The sequence below is a fragment of the Rhizobium sp. BK176 genome (genome assembly GCF_024808055.1).
This window is the reverse complement of the sequence record NZ_JANUBV010000001.1, coordinates 628950-652973: the sequence shown is the minus strand read 5'-3', so window position 1 is coordinate 652973 and position 24024 is coordinate 628950. Positions and strand designations below refer to the sequence as shown.

23 protein-coding genes are annotated in these 24024 nt (G+C 58.1%); 8 read left to right on the top strand and 15 right to left on the bottom strand.

Annotated elements, in window-relative coordinates; translation table 11 throughout:
* Nucleotides 1-195: 195 nt before the first annotated feature.
* A complete protein-coding gene (locus tag FHT76_RS03735) occupies nucleotides 196-6537 on the top strand; it encodes an Ig domain-containing protein (protein WP_259184374.1) in 6342 nt (2113 codons plus the stop codon).
* Nucleotides 6538-6750: 213 nt separating this feature from the next.
* Complete coding sequence (locus FHT76_RS03730; protein WP_259184373.1) at nucleotides 6751-7458, top strand: hypothetical protein; 708 nt, start codon at nucleotides 6751-6753, stop codon at nucleotides 7456-7458.
* A gap of 19 nt (nucleotides 7459-7477) precedes the next feature.
* Here FHT76_RS03730 and FHT76_RS03725 read toward each other — a convergent pair whose 3' ends face one another.
* The 5 genes from FHT76_RS03725 to FHT76_RS41370 form a co-directional block, all read right to left on the bottom strand.
* Complete coding sequence (locus tag FHT76_RS03725) at nucleotides 7478-7918, bottom strand: hypothetical protein (RefSeq protein ID WP_259184372.1); 441 nt, start codon at nucleotides 7916-7918, stop codon at nucleotides 7478-7480.
* Nucleotides 7887-8489, bottom strand: coding sequence for a hypothetical protein (locus FHT76_RS03720; RefSeq protein WP_259184371.1), 603 nt, complete (start codon nucleotides 8487-8489; stop codon nucleotides 7887-7889). Before FHT76_RS03720 ends, FHT76_RS03725 begins: the two co-directional genes overlap by 32 nt.
* A 209-nt stretch (nucleotides 8490-8698) precedes the next feature.
* On the bottom strand, nucleotides 8699-9937 hold the full coding sequence (locus FHT76_RS03715; protein ID WP_259184370.1) for a hypothetical protein: 1239 nt from the start codon (nucleotides 9935-9937) through the stop codon (nucleotides 8699-8701).
* Between the two features lie 121 nt (nucleotides 9938-10058).
* Complete coding sequence (locus FHT76_RS03710; protein ID WP_259184369.1) at nucleotides 10059-11033, bottom strand: hypothetical protein; 975 nt, start codon at nucleotides 11031-11033, stop codon at nucleotides 10059-10061.
* Nucleotides 11033-11473, bottom strand: coding sequence for a helix-turn-helix domain-containing protein (locus FHT76_RS41370; RefSeq protein ID WP_405049492.1), 441 nt, complete (start codon nucleotides 11471-11473; stop codon nucleotides 11033-11035). Before FHT76_RS41370 ends, FHT76_RS03710 begins: the two co-directional genes overlap by 1 nt.
* A gap of 210 nt (nucleotides 11474-11683) precedes the next feature.
* On the opposite strand from FHT76_RS41370, the gene FHT76_RS03705 reads away from it, so the two are divergent.
* The gene (locus tag FHT76_RS03705) at nucleotides 11684-11917 is read left to right on the top strand and encodes a hypothetical protein (protein WP_259184368.1); all 234 of its coding nucleotides are present in this window, start codon (nucleotides 11684-11686) and stop codon (nucleotides 11915-11917) included.
* On the opposite strand, the gene FHT76_RS03700 is transcribed toward FHT76_RS03705, so the two are convergent.
* The 7 genes from FHT76_RS03700 to FHT76_RS03670 all read right to left on the bottom strand — a co-directional run bounded on the left by FHT76_RS03700 (nucleotide 11918) and on the right by FHT76_RS03670 (nucleotide 17641).
* Nucleotides 11918-12778 carry a hypothetical protein gene (locus FHT76_RS03700; RefSeq protein WP_259184367.1) on the bottom strand — a complete coding sequence of 287 codons (861 nt, stop codon included), beginning with the start codon at nucleotides 12776-12778 and terminating at the stop codon, nucleotides 11918-11920.
* A 101-nt stretch (nucleotides 12779-12879) separates the two neighbouring features.
* Complete coding sequence (locus FHT76_RS03695) at nucleotides 12880-13485, bottom strand: hypothetical protein (protein WP_259184366.1); 606 nt, start codon at nucleotides 13483-13485, stop codon at nucleotides 12880-12882.
* A gap of 161 nt (nucleotides 13486-13646) precedes the next feature.
* Nucleotides 13647-14747, bottom strand: a complete 1101-nt coding sequence (locus FHT76_RS03690) for a hypothetical protein (RefSeq protein ID WP_259184365.1) — start codon at nucleotides 14745-14747, stop codon at nucleotides 13647-13649.
* 56 nt (nucleotides 14748-14803) lie between these two features.
* Nucleotides 14804-15301 carry a hypothetical protein gene (locus tag FHT76_RS03685; RefSeq protein ID WP_259184364.1) on the bottom strand — a complete coding sequence of 166 codons (498 nt, stop codon included), beginning with the start codon at nucleotides 15299-15301 and terminating at the stop codon, nucleotides 14804-14806.
* A gap of 95 nt (nucleotides 15302-15396) precedes the next feature.
* On the bottom strand, nucleotides 15397-15690 hold the full coding sequence (locus FHT76_RS03680; protein WP_259184363.1) for a DUF2829 domain-containing protein: 294 nt from the start codon (nucleotides 15688-15690) through the stop codon (nucleotides 15397-15399).
* A 114-nt stretch (nucleotides 15691-15804) separates the two neighbouring features.
* Nucleotides 15805-16629 carry a hypothetical protein gene (locus FHT76_RS03675; protein WP_259184361.1) on the bottom strand — a complete coding sequence of 275 codons (825 nt, stop codon included), beginning with the start codon at nucleotides 16627-16629 and terminating at the stop codon, nucleotides 15805-15807.
* A 58-nt stretch (nucleotides 16630-16687) separates the two neighbouring features.
* Nucleotides 16688-17641, bottom strand: a complete 954-nt coding sequence (locus FHT76_RS03670) for a hypothetical protein (protein WP_259184358.1) — start codon at nucleotides 17639-17641, stop codon at nucleotides 16688-16690.
* A 600-nt stretch (nucleotides 17642-18241) separates the two neighbouring features.
* Between FHT76_RS03670 and FHT76_RS03665 the strand changes: the two genes are divergently transcribed.
* A complete protein-coding gene (locus FHT76_RS03665) occupies nucleotides 18242-19264 on the top strand; it encodes a hypothetical protein (RefSeq protein WP_259184357.1) in 1023 nt (340 codons plus the stop codon).
* A 33-nt stretch (nucleotides 19265-19297) separates the two neighbouring features.
* On the opposite strand, the gene FHT76_RS03660 is transcribed toward FHT76_RS03665, so the two are convergent.
* The gene (locus FHT76_RS03660) at nucleotides 19298-19534 is read right to left on the bottom strand and encodes a hypothetical protein (protein WP_259184356.1); all 237 of its coding nucleotides are present in this window, start codon (nucleotides 19532-19534) and stop codon (nucleotides 19298-19300) included.
* 279 nt (nucleotides 19535-19813) lie between these two features.
* Between FHT76_RS03660 and FHT76_RS03655 the strand changes: the two genes are divergently transcribed.
* Nucleotides 19814-20047, top strand: a complete 234-nt coding sequence (locus FHT76_RS03655) for a hypothetical protein (RefSeq protein ID WP_259184355.1) — start codon at nucleotides 19814-19816, stop codon at nucleotides 20045-20047.
* Between the two features lie 225 nt (nucleotides 20048-20272).
* Here the strand turns inward: FHT76_RS03655 and FHT76_RS03650 are convergent, their stop codons facing one another.
* Nucleotides 20273-20992, bottom strand: coding sequence for a hypothetical protein (locus FHT76_RS03650; protein ID WP_259184354.1), 720 nt, complete (start codon nucleotides 20990-20992; stop codon nucleotides 20273-20275).
* 269 nt (nucleotides 20993-21261) lie between these two features.
* On the opposite strand from FHT76_RS03650, the gene FHT76_RS03645 reads away from it, so the two are divergent.
* The gene (locus FHT76_RS03645; protein WP_259184353.1) at nucleotides 21262-22155 is read left to right on the top strand and encodes a hypothetical protein; all 894 of its coding nucleotides are present in this window, start codon (nucleotides 21262-21264) and stop codon (nucleotides 22153-22155) included.
* 90 nt (nucleotides 22156-22245) lie between these two features.
* A complete protein-coding gene (locus FHT76_RS03640; RefSeq protein ID WP_259184352.1) occupies nucleotides 22246-22608 on the top strand; it encodes a hypothetical protein in 363 nt (120 codons plus the stop codon).
* A 111-nt stretch (nucleotides 22609-22719) separates the two neighbouring features.
* On the opposite strand, the gene FHT76_RS03635 is transcribed toward FHT76_RS03640, so the two are convergent.
* Entirely contained in the window at nucleotides 22720-23400 is a 681-nt protein-coding gene (locus FHT76_RS03635; RefSeq protein WP_259184351.1) for a twin-arginine translocation signal domain-containing protein, read from the bottom strand.
* 223 nt (nucleotides 23401-23623) lie between these two features.
* On the opposite strand from FHT76_RS03635, the gene FHT76_RS03630 reads away from it, so the two are divergent.
* Nucleotides 23624-24010, top strand: coding sequence for a hypothetical protein (locus FHT76_RS03630; RefSeq protein WP_259184350.1), 387 nt, complete (start codon nucleotides 23624-23626; stop codon nucleotides 24008-24010).
* Nucleotides 24011-24024 lie beyond the last annotated feature (14 nt).

Here is a 24024-nt window from a genome sequence, read left to right as displayed (position 1 = left end):
ACGTTCGTCCAAGGCGCGGTCTATCCACGTCTCTAATTAGGAACATTGGGACTAAAACAACAGGTCTCAATATGACAAATGGCAGGCTCAAAAGACCTCAAAAACATTCAAAAAACCGCATACAAATGGCGGATTCCTTGATCTAGGGGTCTCCCCGGAATACTTTATTGAAGTCTATAATTTTCTGAGGGTCACATGTTCAAAAACCTGTTCGCCAGCACGGTCATACTTTTCGGATCGATCGCGCCGTCCTACGCAGCAATGGACCCTGCCAACGGCACGTATTTCTTCCGTTACAAGTCCGAGGACATCAAGATCGATGTCGACGACAACGAAAACCAGTCCAAGAACATAACGGCTTTCTACGCAGTCGGCCTGGACGAGGATTTCTCGGAAAAACTTCCGATGAAGGCGCAATGGGCCAACGACAACTGGGTGGTGACGAGCGGCAGCCTGCCAGACGGGATAAGCTTTGATCCAGCGACCCTGACCTTCTCCGGAAAGGCGACCAAGGCCGTGACGAATGTCGTGGCCAAGCTCACGGGATATGACGACAACAACAAAGAAGTCGCCACCGCGTCCGCGAATTTCGACGTCATCGACCTGCCGAGCAATACCCAGACTGTCGACCTCTATGGACATAAGGGGACCTACTTCTTCAAGCAGTTCTCCATCCCGGCCGGTATCACGGTCAACGAGTGGAGCATCCGCTATCCGCTGCCCGCTGGTATCAAGGCCGTCGGTCCCAACCTCGACGGCACGCCTACCGAGGAAGTGAACTCGAGATACGTCATCATCGGCTACGACTACCTCGGCGAGGCCGTCGTGGCATTCAAGGGAAATTTCACTGTCGACTACGCCTCGGAATTCCCTCCGATCGCGGACAAGCTCTACGATTTCGATCCGAAGGTCGATCCGTACGCCGTCATTTTCAACAAGATGGCAGTCACTCCGATTAAGCAGTCGCTCGGCAGTCCCGCCGAAGTCCGCTATTACGTCGACGTACAAAATGGCGGGAACCTGCCAGGCTCCCTGAAAGTCTCCAACGACGCCCTTGGTCGGACGATCTCTGGGTCCATCAAAAAACACTACGACCAGGCGACGATCCGCTATCGCGCAAGGGACATCGATGACCACGAGTCGATCTCGAACTGGTTCAAGATTGGTTCGCTCGGCCCGACGCCAAAGTGCGGCGTTTACGAAGGGCAGTTGCCGCCGTCGACCATCGTCGGCATGGCGGGAACGGCCATCAGCCCATACAGGGTCCCGTTCGTCGACGCGGCAGGAACCAAGGAATATGTGATGACGTCGGGCGCGCTGCCAGATGGCATCACGTTCAACACGGCGACCGGAGTGTTTTCCGGAACGCCGACCAAGGAAGAGAAGCAGGCGGACATCAACGTCGACATCCGCGTCACCAACAACGGCACCACCGATGTCGGTCACTGCGGGCCATATGACTTCGACATTCAGCCTGCGAAGTTCGGCCTGTCCTACGCCATCACGGAACGCGACATTCGCAAGGGCGAAACCATCGACGCCACGCTGAACCCAGGGGGCGGCCTGCTCGGCAACTGGTCCATCGCGCTGAACGATCCGTCGTCGCTCCCAGCCGGTATATCGTATGCTGGCGGCCAGTCGCTGGCAGTCAAGGGGCAGGTCAATACGAGCGGCGACTACGCTCCGGGCTTCACCCTGACGAACGGCGACGGCCGCACGTCTTCGACGGTCGTGTCCTTCTCGGTCCACGATCCCCTTTCCATCGAGGACCTGCCTGCGACGCTGTCGCTGAAGAAATACGACGTGATGCCGTCGCCATATCAGGTGGTCTACGACAAGGCGGCGATCATCGGGTCGCCGAAGTTCGAGATCGTCGGCTCGCTCCCGGCAGCGGCGACGTTTCCTGCTGAAAGCCTCAGAATTGGTGCGAACTCGGGTCTTATTCTCGGCGGGACGACAGAGGCCCCGGGAACATACGGTCCGTTCAAGGTGAAGCTCACAGACGAACACGGCGGCCTCGCGACGAGCAAGGACTTCAATATCGAGGTTCTTCCTCGCGACAACATGGTCGGGAAGACCACAGCGCCGACATTCATCATCAACTACGCCGATACGAAAGGTCAGCAGCCGCTCACGGTAACGCAGCCTGTTCTCGCCACGAACCTTGCTAAGACGTGGTCCATCAACAAGGCGGTCCCGGACGGGCTGTCGTTCGACCAGGACACGGGTATAATCACAGGACTGGCGAAGACAAAGGGCGAATACGACGGATACGTCATCTCGGTCTCCGACACCGATGGCGGTAGCGTGTCGTCCGAGCCGTTCACGATCTCGGTAATCGAGCCGCCTGCGCCGACCGCGGGTCGCGTCGCTTCGATCGCGACGAACGTCGCCGGGGCCATCAAGCGCACCGTAGCAAGCGAACCCCTGCGGTTCGACGAGAAAACGCTCGTCGGCGGCATCTCCGCCGTTAAATACGTGGATTACACGCCTGCAATCGCAGGACTTAAATTCGACACGACGAGCGGCACCATTTCGGGTGTTCCGACCGAAGAATTCCACGGCGACGTCAACATCAATTTCACGGACGGCAACGGAAGGCCGGGAGTCGCGCCGCTTCGTTTCGACATCTATCCCTATCCAGAAGTCGTCGTGAACCCGACCTACGAGCTGCCGCGCCTTTCGGGTTCTACGATCAAGGTGTCGGCGAACGAAGGCTTCTTCGGCGGCGTGACATACTCGCTTTCACCGAATTCGGCGGCCCTGCCGACGGACCTGTCCGTCACAGCATCCGGCCAGATCGACGGAACCACGAAGGACGCGATCGGCGACTTCCCGGGCATCGTCATCCGCGGCAAAGACGGAGCCACCGGCATAGTCGTCGACAGCGCGCCATTCACCCTCAAGATCGTCAAGCAGGTCCCGCTGGCGCTCAAGACCAACACGCCGAAGGTGACATACAGCCTGAACGACAAGACCTTCACCCCGGTCTCGAGCACTTCGTTCTGGCTGAGCACAGACGGTTCCTACGTCGCACCGCTGGCCTACACGCTGGTGAACGCGCCAAACGGTTTGACAGGAGTGGATGCCGGAACAGGAAGGCTCACTGGTGCGCCGGATTCTCTCGGAGAGTGGACCGTCACCGCGACGGCGATCGATGCCGAGGGAGTTCAGGCAACCCCTGTCGACTTCACGGTCAAGGCCACCCTCGACGGGTATGTCCAGACGACGCCAGTCGCGCAATCGCCTTCGGACGTACTCCCGGGCGCAAAGGCGACGCTGCGCAAGGGCGAAACATTCCAGACGGCCACAGAGGTTCCGAGCAACCACGTTGGAACGGTGACCTTTACAGGGGCGGGAAATCCCTCGACCCTGCCGTTGGTCGATCCGAACCTCGGAGTTTTCAGGGGGTACATAGACGCCATCGGCACTACCAACTGGACGGCCACGGTGAAAGACAGCGACGGTCGCGGATATGCGTCCAACGGCCACCTGTCGTTCTCCGCGGGCGTCATCGCGCCTCTCGCACTCTCGCTGACGCAGACGACTTTCACGGCGGCGCAGTATTCGGCCAGCAAGCCAGTGAGTATCGCTTTCCCCAAGGCTTCCAATGCCATTGGAACGATCTCCTACGGCATCTCGGGCGATCTGCCTGGTCAGCTGTACACAACAAACGGAAACGGCGTCTGGACCCACTACAATGCGGACAACACGAAAGTCACGGTGACGAGCGCGACGCAGCTGCCGGACGACGCGTTGGTGTTCAACACCGTAAACGCGACCCTCCAGGGTATCCCTTCGTCCGCGGGAACGTTCGACAACCTTTTCATCACGGCCAGTGACGACCATGCGGACCGTTACATCCAGAACGATTCGACGAGGGCGGCGTACAACTCCGCGACCGCAGGACCTTTCAAGATCGTCGTGGATGCAACGGGCTTCCAGATCACGTCGACCGCAAACCCCAAGCAGGTCATCGTTCCCGACGGCAACGCGACGGTGACGCTCGGCGTCGTCAACAACGCCTACGGAAAGGGTGTGACCTGGACCGCAGGGGCCAGCACCCTGCCGACGGGCATCACCTACGCCATCAACGGCAACAAGGTGGACTTCTCCGGATACTGGACGACCTACGGGACTTACTCGATCGCCTTCAGCGCCAAGGACGCGCTTGGGCGCACGACGTCGGGAACGCAGTCGTTCAAGGTCATCCTTTCTTCGCAGCCGATCGACCTCAACGTCTACGCCATCACCTCGAAGGTCGGCTTCCCGATCAAGATGGAGCCGCCGTTCGCCTCCAATGTGCTGTCGACCGGAAACGACTTCGGAACCCTGTTGTTCACCTCGTCCGACGCAGCAAGCCGTGGCCTGGGTGTCGACAGGGATACCGGCGCGATCTCCGGATCGCTCTCGGCGACGCAGTCGTTCACGTTCAACCTCTCTGTCACGGACGACACGAACCGCATCACGTCCAAGCCGGTCACCGTGAACGTCATCCCGGCGCTGCGCGTCCTGTATCCGTCGCTCATCACAGTGACGCAGGGAACAGCCAACACCACGGTTCCGGACACGGCCTACAACATCGGCGCTGTGACCTACGAGCTGGCGGCAGGGCAGACTCTCCCGGCAGGCCTGTCCATCAATCCGGCGACGGGCGGCCTAATCGGCACCCCGTCGGGAGCGACAGGACAGTTCGACAACTTCGTCGTCTACGGTGTCGACGCGGCAGGCGACCGACAGCCGTCGAACACATTCTCCATCCAGGTGAAGCCGATCAACGCCCGCCCGGTGATCTCCAACATTTCCGGCAACAAACTGGCGTTCGGAACAGTCGGCGTGCCGTTCAGCTTCACGCCTACCGTCAAGGACAGCGTGAAGAGCGCCGCCTGGACCTACCCGGCCAACTACACGATCAACAAGGACCTCACCGGCACCGGCCTGTCCTTCGACACGACCACTGGCGTGATCTCGGGAACGCCGACGACACCTGTCTACTTCACGGACATGGTGATCGGGGTCTCCAACGACACGGGCAGCTCGCAGACCGCGGCATTCATCTTCGGCATCCAGCCGTCGACGGCGATGAGCGGGGCAGCGGGTCAGGTGACGTCGTATGCATACCGCGTCGGAGATGTTGTATCGATCCCCGCGCCGGTCTTCAACAACACGTGGGGTACGATCACCTACACAGCGACACCGCGCCCTGCTGGCACGACGATGAGTACGGCTGGCGTTCTGTCCGGTACGACGACGGCTGCGGGTACCTCCAACGTCGTGACGACTGTGACGGATGTCTTCGGAAGAACCGCGACGTTCACCTACACCGTCGTGGTACGAGCCGCGCTTACCATCAAGGTTTCGTCGCCTGCGACGCTTATCGAGCAGGGGACGGCATACAGCGCAATCAACCTTCCCACCGTGACGAACGCCGGAGGGACGACGAAGTTCGACGTGGTCGGCCTTCCAGCGCCGCTTACCTTCTCGACGTCCACGGGAGCCATATCGGGCAATATCCCCGTCAACACCTATGCCAATGGTGCGACGTTCCCGGTCGAAGTGACGGTCACGGACACGACTGACGGTAAGACCGCCACGGCGACCTACACCCTCAACGTGGCGAACACTTTCGCGGCGGCCACCGGCCAAGCCTTGACGGTTACCGTCCGCTCTGGTCAGCCTTATACGTTCCCCAAGCCTGCCTTCAACAACGGTGTCGGCACGGTCACATATACCGGCAAGTACTACATCGCCGCCGGTGGATCGCAATTAAACGGCTCGATCGACAGTGACGGCATAATCACCATAGACCCGGTTTCTGTGGCTTCGACAGGTTATGTGATCATCACCGCCAAGGACGCTCTCGGTCGGACCGCGACGCTGCAGCACAACATGACGGTCATGGCGGCGATGACGATATCGGCCGTCCCCCTTGGCCTGCAGGAAGGCGTGGCGGTATCGAACCAAGATCAGTTGACGGTCACGAACGAATACGGTGCATCCACCTATTCGTACTCGGGCCTGCCACAGGGAATGACCTGGAACACCTCCACGGGGGCGCTGTCGGGAACTCCGGCCACCGGCCTCGCGAGTGGCAGCCAGACCTATCCCGTGACGGTCTCCATCACGAACTACGGCAACACGGTATCAACGACGTTCAACGTCGTCGTGTCGGCTCAGCCGGGACACCGCTACTGGAAGATCATTTTCGGGCAGGCGGTGCAGCCGACGGTTCGCGAGGTCTACTTCCGCAACGGCAATACGGCGTTCGTGGCGACGTCTTGCACGAACGCCGGTCTCTGCAACCTGAACACCAGCGGTTACATCACGGTGTCGACCGCCACGGGTACGGTAGCGTCGCGAAGCTTCACCTTCACGTTCCCGACGCCGATCGTCCCGGACAACATCGTGTTCGAGCGTGGAATATCGACGGTCGCCGTATCGTTCAACGTTCTGTGGTCGGATGACAACGTCAACTTCACGCAGATGAACACGGTGCCGACAAGCGTCGGTTCCGGAACATACTCCATCCCGAACTAAGGGAGTGAATGAAGGAGGGCCGAAAGGCCCTCCTTCTCCATTTGTCCTGCAAAGTTGAAAATTTGGACATCTGCAGGACAAACTTCGATTATTTAGACACTTGAAGGCGAAGCAGTGTCCGACACACTTGGCCTGGATGCCATCGGAGCGGCTGTAGTGGTTTGCGCCCGACCAGGCCAAGATTTGGCTGCCAGACAGCCTTGAGGATGCCGCATGACTTCGCTTTCCCGTTTCATCGCCAGACAATCGGACGACGACGTCAAGATGATCGTTGCCGTATCGACCATCGTCATCGTCGGTGGCCTTTGGGTGTACAGCGGCATCCGGCAGAGCCTGATACACGATGAATCGATATTGGCGCAGCCCCTCAACGGAAGCTCCGTCAGCGAATTCATCGACACCCTCGACCAGAAGCCGGACGGTCGCGTGGATTCGCTCACGCTGAACAAGGCGGCCGACCGTTTCATGGCCGACATGATCGAGACATCGATGCTGGCGCTTTCGGCGAACAAAGGCGAGCTTCGCGTGCCGACCGAGCAGGAGATGGCCAAGAACAAACTCGATCCGCGCCGCTACGACGCCGTCAGAGACATGGAGCTGACGATCAGGACCAAAGGAAAATTCCATTGGTCAGTGAAAAAGTACGGACCCCAGGCGGCCGAGAAACTCGATGCGGTCAAACAGGCCGTCACCAATTTTGAGAAAATGGTCACGGCCCTCAAGGTCGCCGACATCGGCACCGCAAAGGCGGAGCTGGTCGAACTCCAGGACGCGCTACACGATTATCTGCTGAAATTCCATTCCAGAGAAGAGTACATGGACCGCGCCAGCTCTGACCTGCGTTTCCTGGAGCGGGAGTTCGACGCCATAAACAAGTCGGTCGCCGCAGCCGCAATCCCGCAGACCGCTGTCCCGAAGTAGGGCTACCGAGCGCAGCTACTTAACGAGGTGATCGAGAGAGGCCCGCCGGTTCATAGACCGCGACTTCCCTCGGCCAGCGCGCTCTTTGGAGCGGTTCCTCTCCGGTGAAGATGTTTCTCCTCCTGAAGGCATAGGGAGCCTCCACCAAGAGTATTGGACGGAGGCTTGGCATGTCGGGAACGAAGCGTGGCGTGCGGCCGCCAGAACGTCGAGCATCGCAGGTCCAATCCGGCACTTCGAGGTCCCACCGCAGGGCGAGGTGCTCCCCGACCGCGCCGATGTATGAATCCGCGAATTCATTACCGAGATAGGCCGGAGATGCGGATATCATCGCCTGCATGGCATCGCGATCAGGATATTCCGTGTAGAATTCGTCGAGAAACTCGTCCAACGGGAGGGCATATTCCGCTCCACCGACGTCAACGACTTCAGCTAGGCTTCTTGGGCGAATTCCCGACATCGTCTTCCGGTCCGTTGGTGAGGTCGGCAGCAATTCCGGCTACCGCCTGTTTCATCGTGAGGTTAATGTTCTCGGGTCCAAAGTACAATGCGTGGATCGAGAAGATGTCGTCCGCTGTCTTCAGCCCCAGCTTCTTCGCTAGCATCGTGAGATCGCTGATATCACGGCTTGCGGCGCGGCGTAGCGCCTCGACCTTCATGGCGACGAGGTAATCCGGCTTGGCGAGGACCACGTTTAGATGCGGGCGTCCATGCTGCGGATATTTTCCGTAGGGGATGAGGTCCGCATCGGTCGCCGACCTGCTCGTGAAAACCGACACGTTCTCGTTCAGCCAACTTGTCCCTATCCCCAGCTGACGACCGACCTCCCTAGCGGCTTCCATCACCGGACCATGACCGACACTGACGACGCAATCCACATCCGCGGTGTTTTCACGGTATTCGAGTTGAAGCATGACGGCAGTCCCGCCGTAGACGGCGATCTCTCCCAACACCTTTTTGCGAGCCAGGATTTCTCCCAGCTTGTTGAAGGCCTTTTCCAGCATCTTTCGATTAAGCGGACGATCGTTCATCGGATAGGCGTTCCCTGACTTTCTCTCACGACTATGCCACGTGGGTTTGTCAGGTTCAAATGAAGGAAAATGTGTCCCTTACGGAAGGTAGACCCTAGACCTGCCCGTCGCCGCGGCGACGAGGGGCCAGGAAGGTCGTCCTCCACCAAACGTCCCCATCAGGGGTTCGCCGCAGCCACCAGGGTTCAATCGAGAGTGTCGAGGAGCGGCTATGGAATACGAAGAACGATCGGCTTGTTCATGTCGGCGTAATTCGCCATTGCCGATGCTTTCTGTTGATCGGAGGCAGCGCCGTAGATATCCAGGCAGTCACCGTAAACCCCCTCGGTCAGCTCCCAGTACATGTAGGTCATCTTCGAGTAATAGGCACGGGAATCCGCCTGCCTGTTCCACACGTCCGCTATCGCGTAGTAGGGCTTGGCCTCTAGGAAGGCCAACGCCTCCAATTTAGTCGCCATCGCCGCGACTTGGACGACGTCCACGTAGTCGGGATTTATAAGGATGCCGGCTTTGAAATATTCACTGCATTCGACGTAATCGGCGATCTTCTGATCGATGGCCTTCTTCTCTGGAGACCCTGGGACGAGCTTCACCGAGCCTGGTGCGGGGGTGGGAGACGCTGCCAACACTGCTTTGGTCAGCATCCCTGCCGACTGGTCGGCCTCAGACGCCGCCGACGTGCCGTGTTCAGATCGGGAGGATTGGACGCTGACGTCGGAACGAGTGCCATCCGCATTCCTCAGGGCGGTCTCGGCGTTAACAGTATCAAGACGCGCCTTTTCGATTCGGGTCTTTGCCTCGGCATCCGCGAGAGACGCTTCGCGTTTTGCCGCCTCGACACGAACCTTGGCATCCGCGTCAGCGGCAACTGTTTCTTTTCGCGCTTGTTCAACCCTGACCTTGCCGTCCGCCTCCTCACGGATAGCGGCCAGCTTCGCAGAACTGGCCTTGGCTTCCGCCTCGGCTCGCTTCACTGCCTGCTGAGTGTCAAAGGCGACCTTTTGTCGGCGGATATCTTCGGCCTTAGCCGCCGCGACCATAGCGACGCGCTTCGACGCATTGTTGTAAACAGAGCGAGCCTCTTGGATAGCGGGATCGCAATCCTCCAAGACCTTGGCAACTTCGCCGCGCGCATTCAGTGGGTAGGAAAGCAAATTCCGGCCGAATGCCTCTTCGTTGGCGCGCTGGATGACCTCGAACGTGGCGGTTGCGGAACCGATCTCTCCTACGACGAAGCGAAGCGCCGCCGCCGATGTCTTGGCGGCTTCACTCACATCGAGTCCGCCGACGAAAGTTTGGCCGGCCTTGAGCTTGCCAGCACAAACGGCCAAGTGCGTTGCCAGAGAAGCTGACCCCTTGGCTTCGAGCGGTGTAAAATCGGCGTGGGCGGGAAGCGCGCCGACCATCAGCGAAAAGGCGGACATTTTGAATACGGCGAACTTAGACATCTGCGTCCTCCTGCGAACCTGATGCTCCATATACCGTCGGAGTCTTAAAAAAAGGAAAACAACGCGCCGTGGGAAATGGCAATTGATACTGGGAGACCCGAAAAATTGAAGACGCCGACCGTCAGCCGCTTGGAGGGCGAGGATAGGTGAATCCTTGGGCCAGCAATTTGGAGCGGATGGACAGATTGGCGATGCCGACAAGGGAGACCCTTCCGCCCAAGCCAAGCAGGTCGCCTTTCAACGTTTCGGCCTGACCTTTGGCGAACCGGGCAAACACCCGCTCAACGATGGCATCCGGGCCGTTAGTGGCTTCGGCGACATGAAGTTCGACTAGATCGGCGAAAGCGTTGTCGGCGGCGTCGATGTCTTTCCCGTATCGCCAGAGGAAGCGTTTGAGAGGCGTGATGGACCTGGAGACGGCGTCGGCGACGGCAGAATCCAACCAGCCATCAGCTTGAGGTGAAACGGATTGACCACGCTCCACACGGCCGACGCTTTGTCCCGGTAGCCCATAGGAAGAGGAGGCCGAGCGGAAGACGAACTTGCGCCGAAGTCTTGGCCACTGCTGCGACCATACAGCGATGATAGCCCGCTCCCACTTTTCCGCGTCGAGTTTGGACGTGTCGATCGAGACCGATTGGTAGGCTTCGCGTAACGCGGCAGCGACTAAGCGCGCATCGGGGGCAGGGATGTCGGTCGGCCGCTTTTCAATCTTCAACGGTTCCGAAAATCCATCGTCGGCCTTGTAGCCGTGGGGCCGACGGAACAGCGAAAGAAGCGGCGTCAGGTCGACTTGGGTGGACATCGTCGCACTCGGGATCAGGAGGATATGGCTCCAGACGCAACCGGGCCGGGGCATTTCCTGAGCGAGCCAAGTTCGAACGAGGGCGTAGAACCCACCCGGAAGCTGAGACCCGCTCAGATAACTCTCCGTACCCGAAATCGAAACGCCAGGGGCCAAATCCGACAGCGCGGCAAGCTCGTATTCATCGTTGGTAGTCAGTCTCACACTCGAGCGAAGCAGTCGATGCCCTTCGTAATATCCAAAGACGGCCTGTTCGACGATATTGTAGTTTTCGTTCGAAACAGAAGACATCAATCACGCTCCACACCGGGATTTGCAGATCGGACAAACGACTTTCCTTCGCGTTCCTGTGCCGGGGAGATAGCTGCTTTCTTCGCAAGGAATTGGATTACTTGGAGATGAGATGGGACAAACCCAAAACCGTTCGCCAACTCGTCAGCGAGTTCATCCAGCAGCGACACAACCTCAGGATCAACGAAAGTCTTTGCCGGCTTGAGACCGCCACGGCTTGATCTGGTGTTTCTTCCTTTCATCCCATACGTGGGATCGAGGTCGTTCGGCTGGCACCTGAGTGCTTTGGCGAGCTTCGCGAGGGTCGAGTTACGGGGAGTGGCACCGGCCTCGATGTCCGAGATAGACGGTTGGGAAACGCCGGATCGCCTCGAAACCTCGGTTTGCGTGATCCCGAGCTGAACCCGTCTGGACACAATCGCTGCGGAAACTGAATTCATCGAAGCTCCATACTCAAATCTAAGCGCCTATATAGGAGAAAAATAGGTTCCAATCAATATATTTAAAACCTATATTGCTGGACTTAGGAATCAAGACTTGGAACGGATGCGCCAACCGATGGCCGGTAACGTGAGTTATCAGCCAGCCGTTGATGCCATTCAGGATCAATGCCATCATGATCGGCATCAACGGAAATGGATGAGGGCAAAATGAAGGTCTGGAACGCAGGCGACAAGAGCTCGGCATGTTGCGATAGCTGCAAGGCGGTGGTTCAGACGACGTTCGGGATTCACGACGTCCAGCTCGAGTCAAGCGGGGCTGTCGTCGAGCAGATCATGGCGGCCGCTTGCGATCAATGCGGCGAGGTTGTCGCCATCCCTCCGCAGTCAACGCTCGCCATTCAAGCCGTGATCAGGACGGCGCTAGACAGCCGCCCCTTGTGATCAGGGTTGCAGGGTCTGGACCGCATCCGAGGTCGGAGCGACATCAGGAATGCACTCAGCGTAGATTCTCGGGTCTGTCACTTTCACCTCGGTAGGGTCGCTGGGGCCGAGCCAAGAGGAATGGCCCGACTGAACAGGGTATCGCATGGCCCAGAACTTCTGCTGGGCGAGGCCTCGATAGTGATCCAGCGCGTTGTAGGCCGCGCGGGCGTCTCCGCCGCCGTCCAAGGGCGTCGACGGATCAAGAGGAACGTAGATGGTCACGGTGTCCCTGATAGGAGGATGGGTTCCGAAGCAGATGCTTTCATACCGGAAGGCCAACACACTTTGCGGTTCCTTGGCGATCCATTCGCCGTCTTCGTACCAGAGGTCGTATTCTCTGACGAAATCGTTGTCTTCGCCGTTCCTGTGGCTTGGCGGAATGTCGAGTTCCTTCAAGACGTCGAGAAATTCGCCTTGTTCGAGCGCACGGGTCTTCGAGAACGACGGATGGCAGATTTTGAAGTGCGTATCGTCCCTACGGCTCTTGAGAACCCACAACATGGCGACCGGTTCGCCAGATGCCCTGTCTACGACCCCGAAACGGGCGCACCGGTCCGTGTAGCCATCGTCGTCGTGGGGATGGGTATTCGTGTCCCCCATCGCGATGTAGGCATCTGCCAGCCTCGTGCTGTTCAACCTGTAGCGGACCAGATCGGAAGTCGCGAACGAGGCCACGACGGTCGGTTCGGGTTCGTCGTAAACGTCCTTGTCGCCCTTCTTGAAGGCGATGGCCCTTTCTACGATCTCGTCGAGCGAGCGCTTGATCGGAGCGTAGTCCTCGAAGCGGCTGAGATGTCCGTTGCGGTTGTGGTCGGTCATGCGATTTCTCCAGAATGCAAGTCATCAGAACGCGCGGGGCCGCAACAATCCAGCGCCGGGAGGTAAATGACCGATAAAGAGCGTCATGAAGCAGCGCCAGATCAGGCCTCTCCACGGAAGTAGTCGAGAAGATTGCCCTTCCATTTGGGGTTTTCCGCCTTCATGCCGTCGTTGGTCCGCTGGATCACCGACCAAATTCTCTTGCGCAGCTGATCCGCGGCCGCCGCGTCGATGTCCTTGAGGCCCTCGTAGTCCGAAAAGCATATCTTGAGATCATGCCTCACGTCGCCCTTGGCGGAGAGGTGGTCTCTTACGAGCGTCTCCATCGTGTTTTCGCCTCGTTCAACCTGACCGAGATAATAGACGAGGCTCTCCTCGGCCGCTTCGATGCTGCGGAAATAACAGGCGGGCGCATCGACTGTTCCTGCGCGGAGATCGGCGTAGAGAGGACTGACGGCCCTGATGAGGGCGGCGCGGCCAGACGGCGTCACCTTGTAGATGGTCTCGATAGACTTGCCGCTCTTGGACGGCTTGGAGCCGACCTGAGCGACCCAGGAAAGCGATTCCGCTCCCTCGGTGAACCGCTTGGTCAGGCCACGCAGCGTAAAGCTCGCGTTCGACAGTTGCCGGATCGTGAAGCCGTCGGGGAGCAGGGTGTGCAGCCGGAGCATCGCCATCCGAAGCCACTTAATACGCCATTCTTCCATCTCGCCCCCGTTGTCGACGCGTCTGACACTATTGAAGCGCGTGTGGCGGTCGGCGGCAAACAGCCGGTTGCAACGCATAAAGCCAAGCGGTTTGCCATCGGGATGCATTCACCGAAGTGCGGATTTCAACACGCTGTTGAACTTCGATGTCCAGTGAACGGTCAGCGCATTATGGGAGAGGGGGATTGCGTCTCTACCGGGACCGAAACCACCCGGTCCTCGAGAAGCAACAGCGCGTCCCTCATCTGCTGCTTGTCGCTCTTCTTCCACTTCGTCACAATGTCGGCAGGTATCGCCGAAAGCAATTCGAACTGTTCGTCCAAGTCTTGGGAATACATCGCCCTTGTGATGTTGCGATGGGGATAGGGGCCATGCACAGGTGCGGCAAGTCGGAGACTTGCGAGCAAGCCTTTCAACACCAGGCCGACTTCGGTCGACGATTCGTGGTCTCGGGCAATGGAATCGGCGATCAAAATCTCCGGTGCAAAATGCGCGAGAGATTGGACAGCGGAGGTTCCATCAAGAGCCGTCGCCACCGCGCGATCCCAATCCGGGATCGCGAAAATGTTGTAGGCCGCTTCGCGTTGATCCCAGAACTGCCGCGGGGTTGTCTCGATGGCGATGTCCAGGTGTGGATCGAGCGCACGATGCTTGGTATGGCAGACCGAAACGAAAGGCTCCATGGACCGCCTATGAAGAACTCCATCCACCACGATCAACGAAGCGACAGCCTCTTGAAGGCGATCCACTTTCTCAGGTCGATCGCTTCGCCTGATAGACGAGAAATCGGCCGAGGGGTCGCGATTTACGTCCTGGGAGCCAGATACGCAGGCAACTTCATGGAGTTCGTCCCCCAGCCCCATCACGACCGCCGACGTCGCCGACTCGTGGTAAGTCTCGCGCATGAGCGCGGCCGCCAAGTCGTCAACTGTGAGGGCTGGGGTGGCTGTAGTGCCAGTATGATGGGCTGAGCTGGAATTCAGGTGTCCGTGGCACAGCCTCTGCCAATGTCTGCCGTTATACCATCTCGTATGCTGATAGCCGTCGGGTCCGACAACTCCGGTATCCGAAAACCTTTGACGCGAATACATCGATGGCGGCGTTCTGGGAGCCGGACGCCAGCGGACGGCGACAGGAGCCTCGGCAGACGAAATCTCGGCAATGGAGACAGTCACGAACTCGCGAAAATAGTACTTCTTGCTGGAGACCGCCCCGTCCTTGGTTCCGCTTATGTAGTAGTTGATGGGACACTGAAATTCCATGACACGCCTCTCCTTGATTTGACGACCATATCAACGACGAAGGCGTGTAACAAAGGCTATCCGAAATGGCCTACGAGTTCTCGGTCAAGAGCGTCGAGCCTCATACCAAAAACGCGCATCTTACCTTCGTCGAGCGGAAAATGCGGCAACATCGTGGGGCCTCCGTAGGACCGCGCATCCTCACATTCGTCTGCGTATTTGACGAGAATATCGCGAAGTTCAGCGACGACCTTGGCTTCCTTCAACACGGGCTTGGGCGGGGAGTATGGCTCGGATACCGCTAGGAAGTCTCTCATCACGAGACGGGAATATCCGGCTTCTGCCGCGATCTTGGCGGCATCCTCTGTCGGGTGGTCGACTTCTTCGTGTCGACCCGTCATATCGAGACCTTGGTGATATGCCTGACCGTTGAAGTCGACGCCATAAACAAACTCGCCAAGCGAGGTCTGGGCTTTGAAGAGACGGAAGCCCTCCCCGCTCTTGTCTGTCCACTCGGGCGGCTTGATCCTGAAGGTCAGGACGGATGGATCGGCAGGCTTCGGTGTTTCGGTCACGGCATTTCTCCAAGTCTATTAATTCAGTCTCGACTGGAGCGACCGTGAAGCCAAGCGTGTAAACACCGGATCATGCGAAAAACGCAAAAGCGCGATCAGACCTGTGAGGCGAGAATGTCTACCGCCGACAGGATTTCCCAGTCGGTAGCGTGCATGTCTGGCTGCGAGGCGTTCCACCCAGGCTGATGGACCTTCTGGGCCGTGAAGAGCACGAAGGTGGACGCGAAGCTAACGGCGCTTCCGTCGAGAACGATTCCTGGAACAGCCGCTGGCGCGAAGACATGCCGATAGACGAACATCCCCTTTCCGTTCCAACCCGCGCGGCGGACGCACTGGCCGCCCATGAGTGCCTCGAGTGCTTCTCCGAAAGTCTTCTGCCGCTCGGCCATGTCCATACCAGTCGTTGATGTTTCTATGGACAATTCTCAGGTCGGCAGCGGCCGGCATCAAGCGTTGCCTACAAGCGAAACGCCCAGGTTTAAAGCCTGAGCGTTCTGTGATTGTCAGCCCGCCATTTTCATCTGCGGTGCGGAGGGAGCACTTTCGGCCTCGTGATCGTGCCACGGCGACAGGGCAAAGTTGTCTGTGTCCTTGAGGAGTTTATGGACGGTGTCGCGGGCGATGCCGAAATTGACGCGGAAGAAGCCGTCGCCCATGGCGTAGCGGTCGAGCGCTGCGTGGATGTCGTTGTACGCCGCGAGCGGTTCGTGGACCAGCCAGGCTGCGAGGACGCCATAGGGATGATGGTCGGGGTTCTCGTCGTTCAGGCGCTTGATGACCTCCTCGACCTCGCCGCCGGCAGCGCCGACATGAACGACGTCGCGTTCCGACGATGACCAGAGAACGTAGGCCCAGCCTTCTTCGCGCACCGGATGCCCGTTCCTGACCGTCATGTCGAGGTAGTTCTCGAGCATTTCGTTGCCATAGTCGGCATTGATGCGCTCGACGGCTTCGTTGAACAGGTCGACGTTTTGCTCACGGATTGCACCTTTGAGGACGGCAATGCTGGTCGATATGGCCTTGCTGACTTCGCCTGACGGGTGACCGAGGAACTTCGAGGTCGTGAACCAATCGTAGCAGTCTCCGACGTAAATCCTCGAGAACATGCCCTTGACCATGCTAAGGCTCTGCTGGAGAGGCTCGGAATCCTTTGGAAGCCGACCCGACTCGATGACATTGAGGACGACTTGGGTTGCCGCTATACGGTCGGACCAGTCTTTGTGTGGGATCGGGATCGTACCGAAACCGTTCCTGCCGACGAAATCCTTCGCAGGTACTTCGGTCATCGGCTTCTTCGGCCCCTTGATGCGCTTCAGGCTGACGGACATCGCTTTTTCTCCTTGGATTTTTCCAAAGCGTGCCGGAGGCTGACGCAAGAAAACACGGCTACCGTAAGCCGAACGTCGGTTGGCGGGTATTCACATCCAGCGAGATCGGCCGATCACGCAACCTTTCGAGCATCGACGGGATGAAGAGCTTGGCTTCTGAACCAGGCTTGGCGGCGGTCAAGCAGCCTTGGAGCATCTCCTCGACGCCGTCATAGGTCCAGTTGGCGTCATTCGCGAGGAACTCCGCCACTGGAATGATCATATCCTTCGGCACCTCATCGTCTGACTGCAGCTCCCAAAGCATACGAACGCCGTCCGGTATGTACGGAAAATCGTTCGAAAAATAGAACGGATCGTGGGATATGACGGAGAACCTCGCCCCCTCGAACACCGCTTTTGGAGAGGAAGTCCTCCCGGCCATCGCTTGAACGGTTTCAAGCTCGGCAAAGGAGAAGAGCTGGATGCTGCTAGGAAGATACTCGCGCGACAGAAGCGGCGAGTAGGTCGGGAGCTCGCCAGCGAAAATGGAAATCCTTTTGTACTCCGGCGACCGCGCGTCCATCTCGACGGACAGAAGCGGTTCGTTGCACTCTACCCACACTTTGCCGTCGATGACGACATAGGACGAGCATTGCTCCTCGAAGCGTCTCCTGGCCGCCTCTACCGTTTCTTCGTCGCTATCGGTGATTTCCGTTTTCGCGGAGCGATCGATGAAGGACACCTGGTTGACGTTCGGAACGTCTTTTCCCTGTAGGATATCCAGTACGCCAACGGGGTAAGCTTTCTTCGCGTGGGGAAGGACGGCCACATAGATTTCGTCGGCAAGCTTTTGACGTCCATGAGGGCGGCCCCATGGCTCTCGAAGGTCCACACCCTCGAAGGACTCGATCGTCTTGCGGAGCGGACGATAGAAACGGCCATCTATGAACCGAAACTCGAACGCATTGGTTCGAGCGCTGACGAAGTGTCCCGCGGTTGCACGCAGCGCGACCGGGGATTCGGACTCAGACACCTCGCGGATGTCGACCGTAGTGTCCAAAAAAATGACAGCAGGGCCTCGGTTTCGAAACCCGGGCGGTCGGACTTCCCGAAGGAAAACAGGAAAACGGGCTTTCACGATCATGGGGACCATCCGCGCGACGATGTGGGAACGCTATACATCGGGAGAGCAATCCACCATAGCCTGAGCAGTTCAAAGCTCCGAAGCGCGCGCAGAGGACCGCTGCCCCGGCAACGGAATGGTCTTCGGGGCAGCGGGAGGCGGTCATCCGCCCCTGATGCCGCCTGCTTGCTAGGCAGAACCTACAACTGAGCTCGCGATTGGCACCGGACCTAAGTCTCGCGATTTCAGGGGCGAAGGTCTCGACGAGTTGCCGCCGATGGGTAAGGCAACGACAATGACCAGGAGGTCAGTTAGTTTTAGGGGGAATGGATGGACAGACCGGTTCACGTGTAAGGTCGGATCGCCGATGGCCGATAAGTACCATTACCGGCCAGTCCGGAATGTTTGTTGAGGGAGAGATTGCCAATTTCTTGTGGCATGCCTCTTGAGGGCCGATGCTCACTCGACACCCGATGGCCTCGTTGGGCGGCGAAGGGACGAGGGACGACGATGATATTGGATGTGAAGTTTCCGGTGCTTATCACTGCGGCGGCACTGCCTCGCTACGGAGAACTGAAATCGATATTGGCGTTGGTGGATACCAAGGTCGAAATCGAAGAAGTGGAAGACGTTAGAGCGCCAGTCGTCGTCAGGGTAGAATGCCGCACAAGAGACATCGAGGAAATCAGGCATCGGGACGGCGTCTTCTACAAGAAGATCAACCCCGACTTTCATTCCCTGGAAGATATCGTTCGCTATCGACACCGGCGGTTCGCATTCCACAGGTTCGCCCTAAAGGCCAGTGGGCAGCAGGATGTCGTTCTGCCAAAGGGAGTCGTGAACAAGATTGCCAGAGGTGTGGACATCTTATCCGAATATCCAAAGCTCGAAAAACTCGCGAAATCGATGAAACTTGGCGAGGTGGGCGAGGCGGAACTCGAAGAGGCGCGAACTGAATTCCATTCCTGGATTGCGAACGCTGTTGTCGCGATCGACGGAGAGCTGTGGATTGCTGTTCCAGAGCCTATGCTTTCCGTCGATCATTTTGCGGCTTATCCGCTCGAGCTGGCTTTTGACGATCTTGGAAAGAAGGACCCTATCAGCGACCGCTTCTACCGAGCGCCAGTAGGGCGGACGCTATATACGATGAACCAGCTGGAGCAGGCGTTCATCCCGAAGAAATATGCCCCTGACTACAAGGACAGGACCAACGTCGAGGTGCTGGACCCGTCGGTTTTCCTGGACGATGTCCCTATCGGAGACATCGTCGCGCAACTCTCACATATCAGCAACGACTTCTCCTGGGACATCAACGTCTCCGACGAAGCGAAGAAACGGCTGTCGGATTTTGTGGAAAACGAGGAAGACTGGAGCTGGGACAGAGCTTTCGATGAAGTCGAATATCTATTGGCCAACGTCTATACGAAAAGCTCCCAGTTTACCCGGCAGATCATAGAACGAGAGCGGGATCGCATCGAGGCCAAGTCTATAACGATCCCGACCGCGCTAGCCATGGGCCGTTACGGAATGTAAAGCGGAAGAACGGCCGATAACTAGCGTTATCGGCTATTCAGCTAGCTGTTTGAGAAGTTCGGTAAGCTCCGTTTCCTTCTCCAGCACCTTGCCGTCCATGTATTGTCCGTTGGTATCGACCCAATACATGAGTCCAAAGCCCATGGGGATAACGCCAACCTTCTTTTCGGTTTTGCATTTCAGCCTGAAACGAAGGATGTTGACGAGGTCGAGCGCCTCGTAGGAGTTCATGCTGAGTTCATAGTTTCGTTCTTCGGGCATCACGTACATTTTCGTCTCCTCCTGGAACGATGGATCGCGGTTGTCTGAATTTCGGCGTATCGAAGGTCGAACTAGATTTTGGACCTCACTCCAATGCGAGATCAATGTTTTTTGAAGACTCCACAAGCATGTCTCGTCGTTTCATCGAGCAGGAGCGATATACGAGGGAGACATCGCCAAGTCGTTCCCGATTGGGCGGTCTTCCCAGCGGCGAAGCACCGAAAGCGGATGGCGATCAGGGCGCATTTCCTCAAAAAGGAGATGTGAAACAAGCCAGAAGACGGATGCATGACTATGATCGCGCTCGAAAGGGCAACAGACGATCCAGATGACCCGTCGTTGCGAATTTACCGGGACTCGGCCATCGGCGGCATCATCACGGTCAGTATCGCGGGGGATATATCAGTGGATGGCTTCGCCAATCTGGATGGCTACCAGTTCAGGAAGGGTGGTAGCTCGCGCCCGGGCAAACGCAACTCCTTTGCGGACACGGTACGGGTTATGAGGCCAGAGTTCGCATGATGATCGAGGTTCAGGTTCCCCTGTCTTATGTTCTCGACGCTTCCTTCCCGGGCCTTCGACCTTAGAGCGCCAACGTCCACTAGGCTTAAACCCTGCTCCCAGGAGCGCGGCCGCTGACGGCGTGGAATTGATAATAGAGATGGCGTGAAATTACTAATAGAGATGACGTGGAATCACCAATAGCGGCCGATAACGGGCGTTACCGACCAATGAACTCAGACGGCACTAGCGCTTGGGGGTGCGGCCTATAACAGGCTTAGAGGCGACAAGCTTTTCGTAGTCGAATACCATTACCTCGTCTTCAGCCGGGTGCGGAAGCATTCCTTCCAGGATGACCCTCACGCCCTCTTCGAGGCAGGGTGCGATACAGGATGTGTTGCCCTTGTCGTAGTCACTGGAGATGCCGACCTCGACCGGCATTTCCGCCAAGATGCGGTCGGTCAGCGGCACCGCGATATCGCGCCCTTGGATTTCCACGAATTGGGGAGCGGGAGTGCCTCGGACATAGACCTTGAAGCCTTCGATGTTGCTCTCCTTCAACCACGCCGTCTGGCCGTAGAAGTCGTCGAGCAGGAAACCGTTGGCCGTCAGGATGCCGGCGACCAGGCGCTCGTCCTTTTCCTCGGGAGTAGTAGGCGGCGAGGGGGTCATCTGGGAAGCCATTTCGGACGCGACCGTAACGGCAATATCGAGCGTTGCCCCTTCGGGGAGATTGCGGCGTGCATGCTCGACAAACGAAGCGCTTCTGCCGTCACCTTCGATGAGCTTGACATGGGAGTCTAGGCCGTCGTCGCGGACGAACACAGCGATCCGCTTCGAAAGCGGTCGGCAATCAGACGGATGGTGATAGCACCAGCTCCTCGCTTCGTCGCCACACCACGTGCCAACGGTCACGGTCGACGCGACCAGTCCTGGAATTTCTGGGGCGGGTATGTGTCTGGGCATGATGTCCTCTTGATTGCGTGTCAGCCGTTAACTTATTGCCAGGCAACGCACACAACAAAGGCAGCGCGTGCGGCCGGCACCTTGCTCTTCCATGCGGTACCCTCTATGTAGTGATCAGGAGCCGCCAGCAGCCTCCGGCAGTCCTCGCCCCTATGGGTTTGCTAAACGCTGGTTTGAAGAATTCACTGCACACCACGAACCTTTGTCAGAAGGTCGCGGGCGGGTCGACGAGGGCTAAACCGCTACCACGACCGTAGACGGAGGCTCGCATGCCAGTAGAACTGACTCACCAGAACATCCGCGATCTTACCAAGGAACTCCGCGAACTCTCGGGGCGCGACGTCAAATCCACCGCTGTTCTCGCGGCGGTCGCAAAGGCGCTTGGCCGACGGCCTGACGCCTTGATGCACGAGCTCAAGATCGAGCCATCGGCGTCGAAAAGTCCGGCAAAGGACGGCTCACGCTTCGTGTTCCCGCATGATCCTCGCAGCAACTACGATCACATCGACAGTGAAGCCATTCGCCAATCTGCACTCGCGCTGATCTCGGGATACGAAGACCTGCTTGCGGAAGATGTCGACATCAAAGCTATCATTACCGACAAAGGCGGGTGGATGATTACGAAGGTCTTGCGTACGGCCGCCGCCTTCGCGTTTATGAGGGGAATCGATCCCAATACCAACTACGACGCTGCGCTGGTGATGCAGGGACTGGCCGACTACGGCTACCCGTCGACCGGGGCCGTCACCGCCGAAATCAAGCAACCATCTCCGGTTTCCCAGTCGCGCGATTTAGCCGAGGCGAACGGCTTCAGAATCTGGCACTCGGGTGGAGGGACGTTGGTTTTCGGAAAAGTGCTAAAGGATAGCGACCTCCCAACCGGAGACACTGCGACGCTCAGCGTCATGATTACCGCCAAGGGAGGCACCTCGGTCGACGCTGGACCGAACGACCGCGTGTGGTTCGCTGGAATGAACTATCAGGACCCCCGCGGATCGGAAAGGGTGGCAGGTGGCGGCAATGAGCTTTCCACTCTCCACGAGGCGCTGATCGTCTCGGCGGTATTCGCGAGCCAGGCAAACCGGGTATGGGAAGAGAACTACGATCCAAGGGCGATCACAGCATTCCTAGACCGCCGAAATTCCAGCCAGCCGAAGGTTTGATGGCGTCGCGCAGCAAATTCCAAGATTTCGATTGAAGCCGAAATCGACAGACCTCACACTCCTTTGGTCAAATCTGTAAAGGAGTGTTCTTTGGTCCTCACGGAAGCCGCCTTCATCCTCTGGGTTCTCAATTGCCTGATTGTGGCAGCACTGGCTCATTTTGTCGGCTGGCTATTAGCGGGGGCAATCGTCGCCGGGGGATGGATGATCGTCTGCACGGTCGCCTTCGTCGCAGAACATTTCTTGGATCGCAGGGATACACGCCGTGGGCCACTCCACGAGACGCTCATCGCTTATGCTGCGACGATCGTTCAAACGCTGTGTATCCTCGCCGCGATCCTGATCTTCCCGGTCGTCTATTTCGGCATCCTCGCGCACGGCCACTACGAAAATAAGAAGGCGGCCCGCGCAGCTGCGGAACACGGAGCTGACGCCGGACAATCCGATGACTAGATCGGCAGGGGAAGAAGCGATCGCGCCCATAATTGAGGGCGTCAGATAGTCATTTCGTTATTTGAGCAAGGCTCTGGCCGATAATGCTGTTTATCGGCCAGCTCCTTTCAATCAGACAGAGCGCGTCCACTGTATGTGGGAAGAAGGATCGGACAAGAAGGCCTCCCGGAAACTAGACGACAGGTCTGTTCCGTCGAAACTCACGTCGATCGCTTTCAGCTCTCGGGAATAGACGCCGTATGGGAACCGGTCGAGGATCGCGCTGACCTGGGAATGCATGTCTTCGATGCTCGATGCTACAATGCCGCAAGTCGCGTGGTGGCCACACTGCCAAGCAAAGTTGAGCTGGTCGCGCTGAATGCCGGAAAGAGACGTCCCGAGAAAACGGGCATCAGGAGACTGGAAAATAAGCTCGTCAGGATCGTCTCGCCAGTGCGAGATGAGATTTTGGTGCGAGTTCCTGACGGAAAACTCGGGTCCGAACGCCACCAAGGAAACCCTCCGCTCCGGCGCTGCCGCAAGCGGCAAGAGTTCATCACAGAAGGCACGATCCCCGATCGCCAGCGACCGGCGTGTGGGGTGAGCCTCGATGTGGGAGAGGACGGACTGGGTTACGGCCGCAGACGACGTCATACCCAGAAATGAAAGAACCATCCCTCTGCCTCTGGAAGGCTTGGAGGGGAATGAAGGTTGAGTTTCCTTCGCGATCGAAGGAGCAGGCAGTGTTCCGGCGACGATGAGGCCGACAGCGGCGAGGGAGGCTGTCGTAAGGAATTCACGTCTGCTGAGCATGGTTTCTCCGGTTGAGAGTTTGGAAGACTTCAGTCTCCGAAAATGGTAACGGTCTCAAACTGCCCACGGAAGTGAAATGTTCGAGAAACGCTTTGGACGCAGCCGGTTAAGCAAGCGATCAGGTCAATTCAGGATTAAATTCGATCACTGATCGAAAAATGCTGGATGCCGGCAAAATTCCAGGTCAGCATTTAATTGCAGACATAAGTGGCGGGAGAGACGCATGTTCACAAAGAAATCTGAAGGCGATTTGACGGATGCCATTGGCTTCATTCTGGCCATCGGGTTCATCGCTGGCATCCTCGGTTTGGTGGGCGGCGGTGCGGTCGAATCGACCAGGAAGCGGCCATACCTGATCGCGATCATCCTTCTGGCGGTCGCTGCCGGTGGCTACTATTTCATGAGCGGTCCGGCTCAGCCGCTTGCAGTCACCATCGCGCCCCACGAGGTTGTCCAGGCCCATTCTTCGGGCGCTTTCTGCTTTCAGGCCGCCGACGGGACGAAGGGAAGCATGATCGGCATGGACGACGAGAAGATCGTGATCAAGGCCGACGGCGGAAAACTGCACACCTATGCCAACGGCCAGCTGCGGACTGTCGCCTGCGACTGAAACCGATCCGTATG

Coding starts and splice junctions, on each gene's coding strand:
- FHT76_RS03735 (WP_259184374.1), top strand. CDS start 196: ATGTTCAAAAACCTGTTCGCCAGCACGGTCATACTTTTCGGATCGATC.
- FHT76_RS03730 (WP_259184373.1), top strand. CDS start 6,751: ATGACTTCGCTTTCCCGTTTCATCGCCAGACAATCGGACGACGACGTC.
- FHT76_RS03725 (WP_259184372.1), bottom strand. CDS start 7,918: ATGTCGGGAATTCGCCCAAGAAGCCTAGCTGAAGTCGTTGACGTCGGT.
- FHT76_RS03720 (WP_259184371.1), bottom strand. CDS start 8,489: ATGAACGATCGTCCGCTTAATCGAAAGATGCTGGAAAAGGCCTTCAAC.
- FHT76_RS03715 (WP_259184370.1), bottom strand. CDS start 9,937: ATGTCTAAGTTCGCCGTATTCAAAATGTCCGCCTTTTCGCTGATGGTC.
- FHT76_RS03710 (WP_259184369.1), bottom strand. CDS start 11,033: ATGTCTTCTGTTTCGAACGAAAACTACAATATCGTCGAACAGGCCGTC.
- FHT76_RS41370 (WP_405049492.1), bottom strand. CDS start 11,473: ATGAATTCAGTTTCCGCAGCGATTGTGTCCAGACGGGTTCAGCTCGGG.
- FHT76_RS03705 (WP_259184368.1), top strand. CDS start 11,684: ATGAAGGTCTGGAACGCAGGCGACAAGAGCTCGGCATGTTGCGATAGC.
- FHT76_RS03700 (WP_259184367.1), bottom strand. CDS start 12,778: ATGACCGACCACAACCGCAACGGACATCTCAGCCGCTTCGAGGACTAC.
- FHT76_RS03695 (WP_259184366.1), bottom strand. CDS start 13,485: ATGGAAGAATGGCGTATTAAGTGGCTTCGGATGGCGATGCTCCGGCTG.
- FHT76_RS03690 (WP_259184365.1), bottom strand. CDS start 14,747: ATGGAATTTCAGTGTCCCATCAACTACTACATAAGCGGAACCAAGGAC.
- FHT76_RS03680 (WP_259184363.1), bottom strand. CDS start 15,690: ATGGCCGAGCGGCAGAAGACTTTCGGAGAAGCACTCGAGGCACTCATG.
- FHT76_RS03675 (WP_259184361.1), bottom strand. CDS start 16,629: ATGTCCGTCAGCCTGAAGCGCATCAAGGGGCCGAAGAAGCCGATGACC.
- FHT76_RS03665 (WP_259184357.1), top strand. CDS start 18,242: ATGATATTGGATGTGAAGTTTCCGGTGCTTATCACTGCGGCGGCACTG.
- FHT76_RS03660 (WP_259184356.1), bottom strand. CDS start 19,534: ATGTACGTGATGCCCGAAGAACGAAACTATGAACTCAGCATGAACTCC.
- FHT76_RS03655 (WP_259184355.1), top strand. CDS start 19,814: ATGACTATGATCGCGCTCGAAAGGGCAACAGACGATCCAGATGACCCG.
- FHT76_RS03650 (WP_259184354.1), bottom strand. CDS start 20,992: ATGCCCAGACACATACCCGCCCCAGAAATTCCAGGACTGGTCGCGTCG.
- FHT76_RS03645 (WP_259184353.1), top strand. CDS start 21,262: ATGCCAGTAGAACTGACTCACCAGAACATCCGCGATCTTACCAAGGAA.
- FHT76_RS03635 (WP_259184351.1), bottom strand. CDS start 23,400: ATGCTCAGCAGACGTGAATTCCTTACGACAGCCTCCCTCGCCGCTGTC.
- FHT76_RS03630 (WP_259184350.1), top strand. CDS start 23,624: ATGTTCACAAAGAAATCTGAAGGCGATTTGACGGATGCCATTGGCTTC.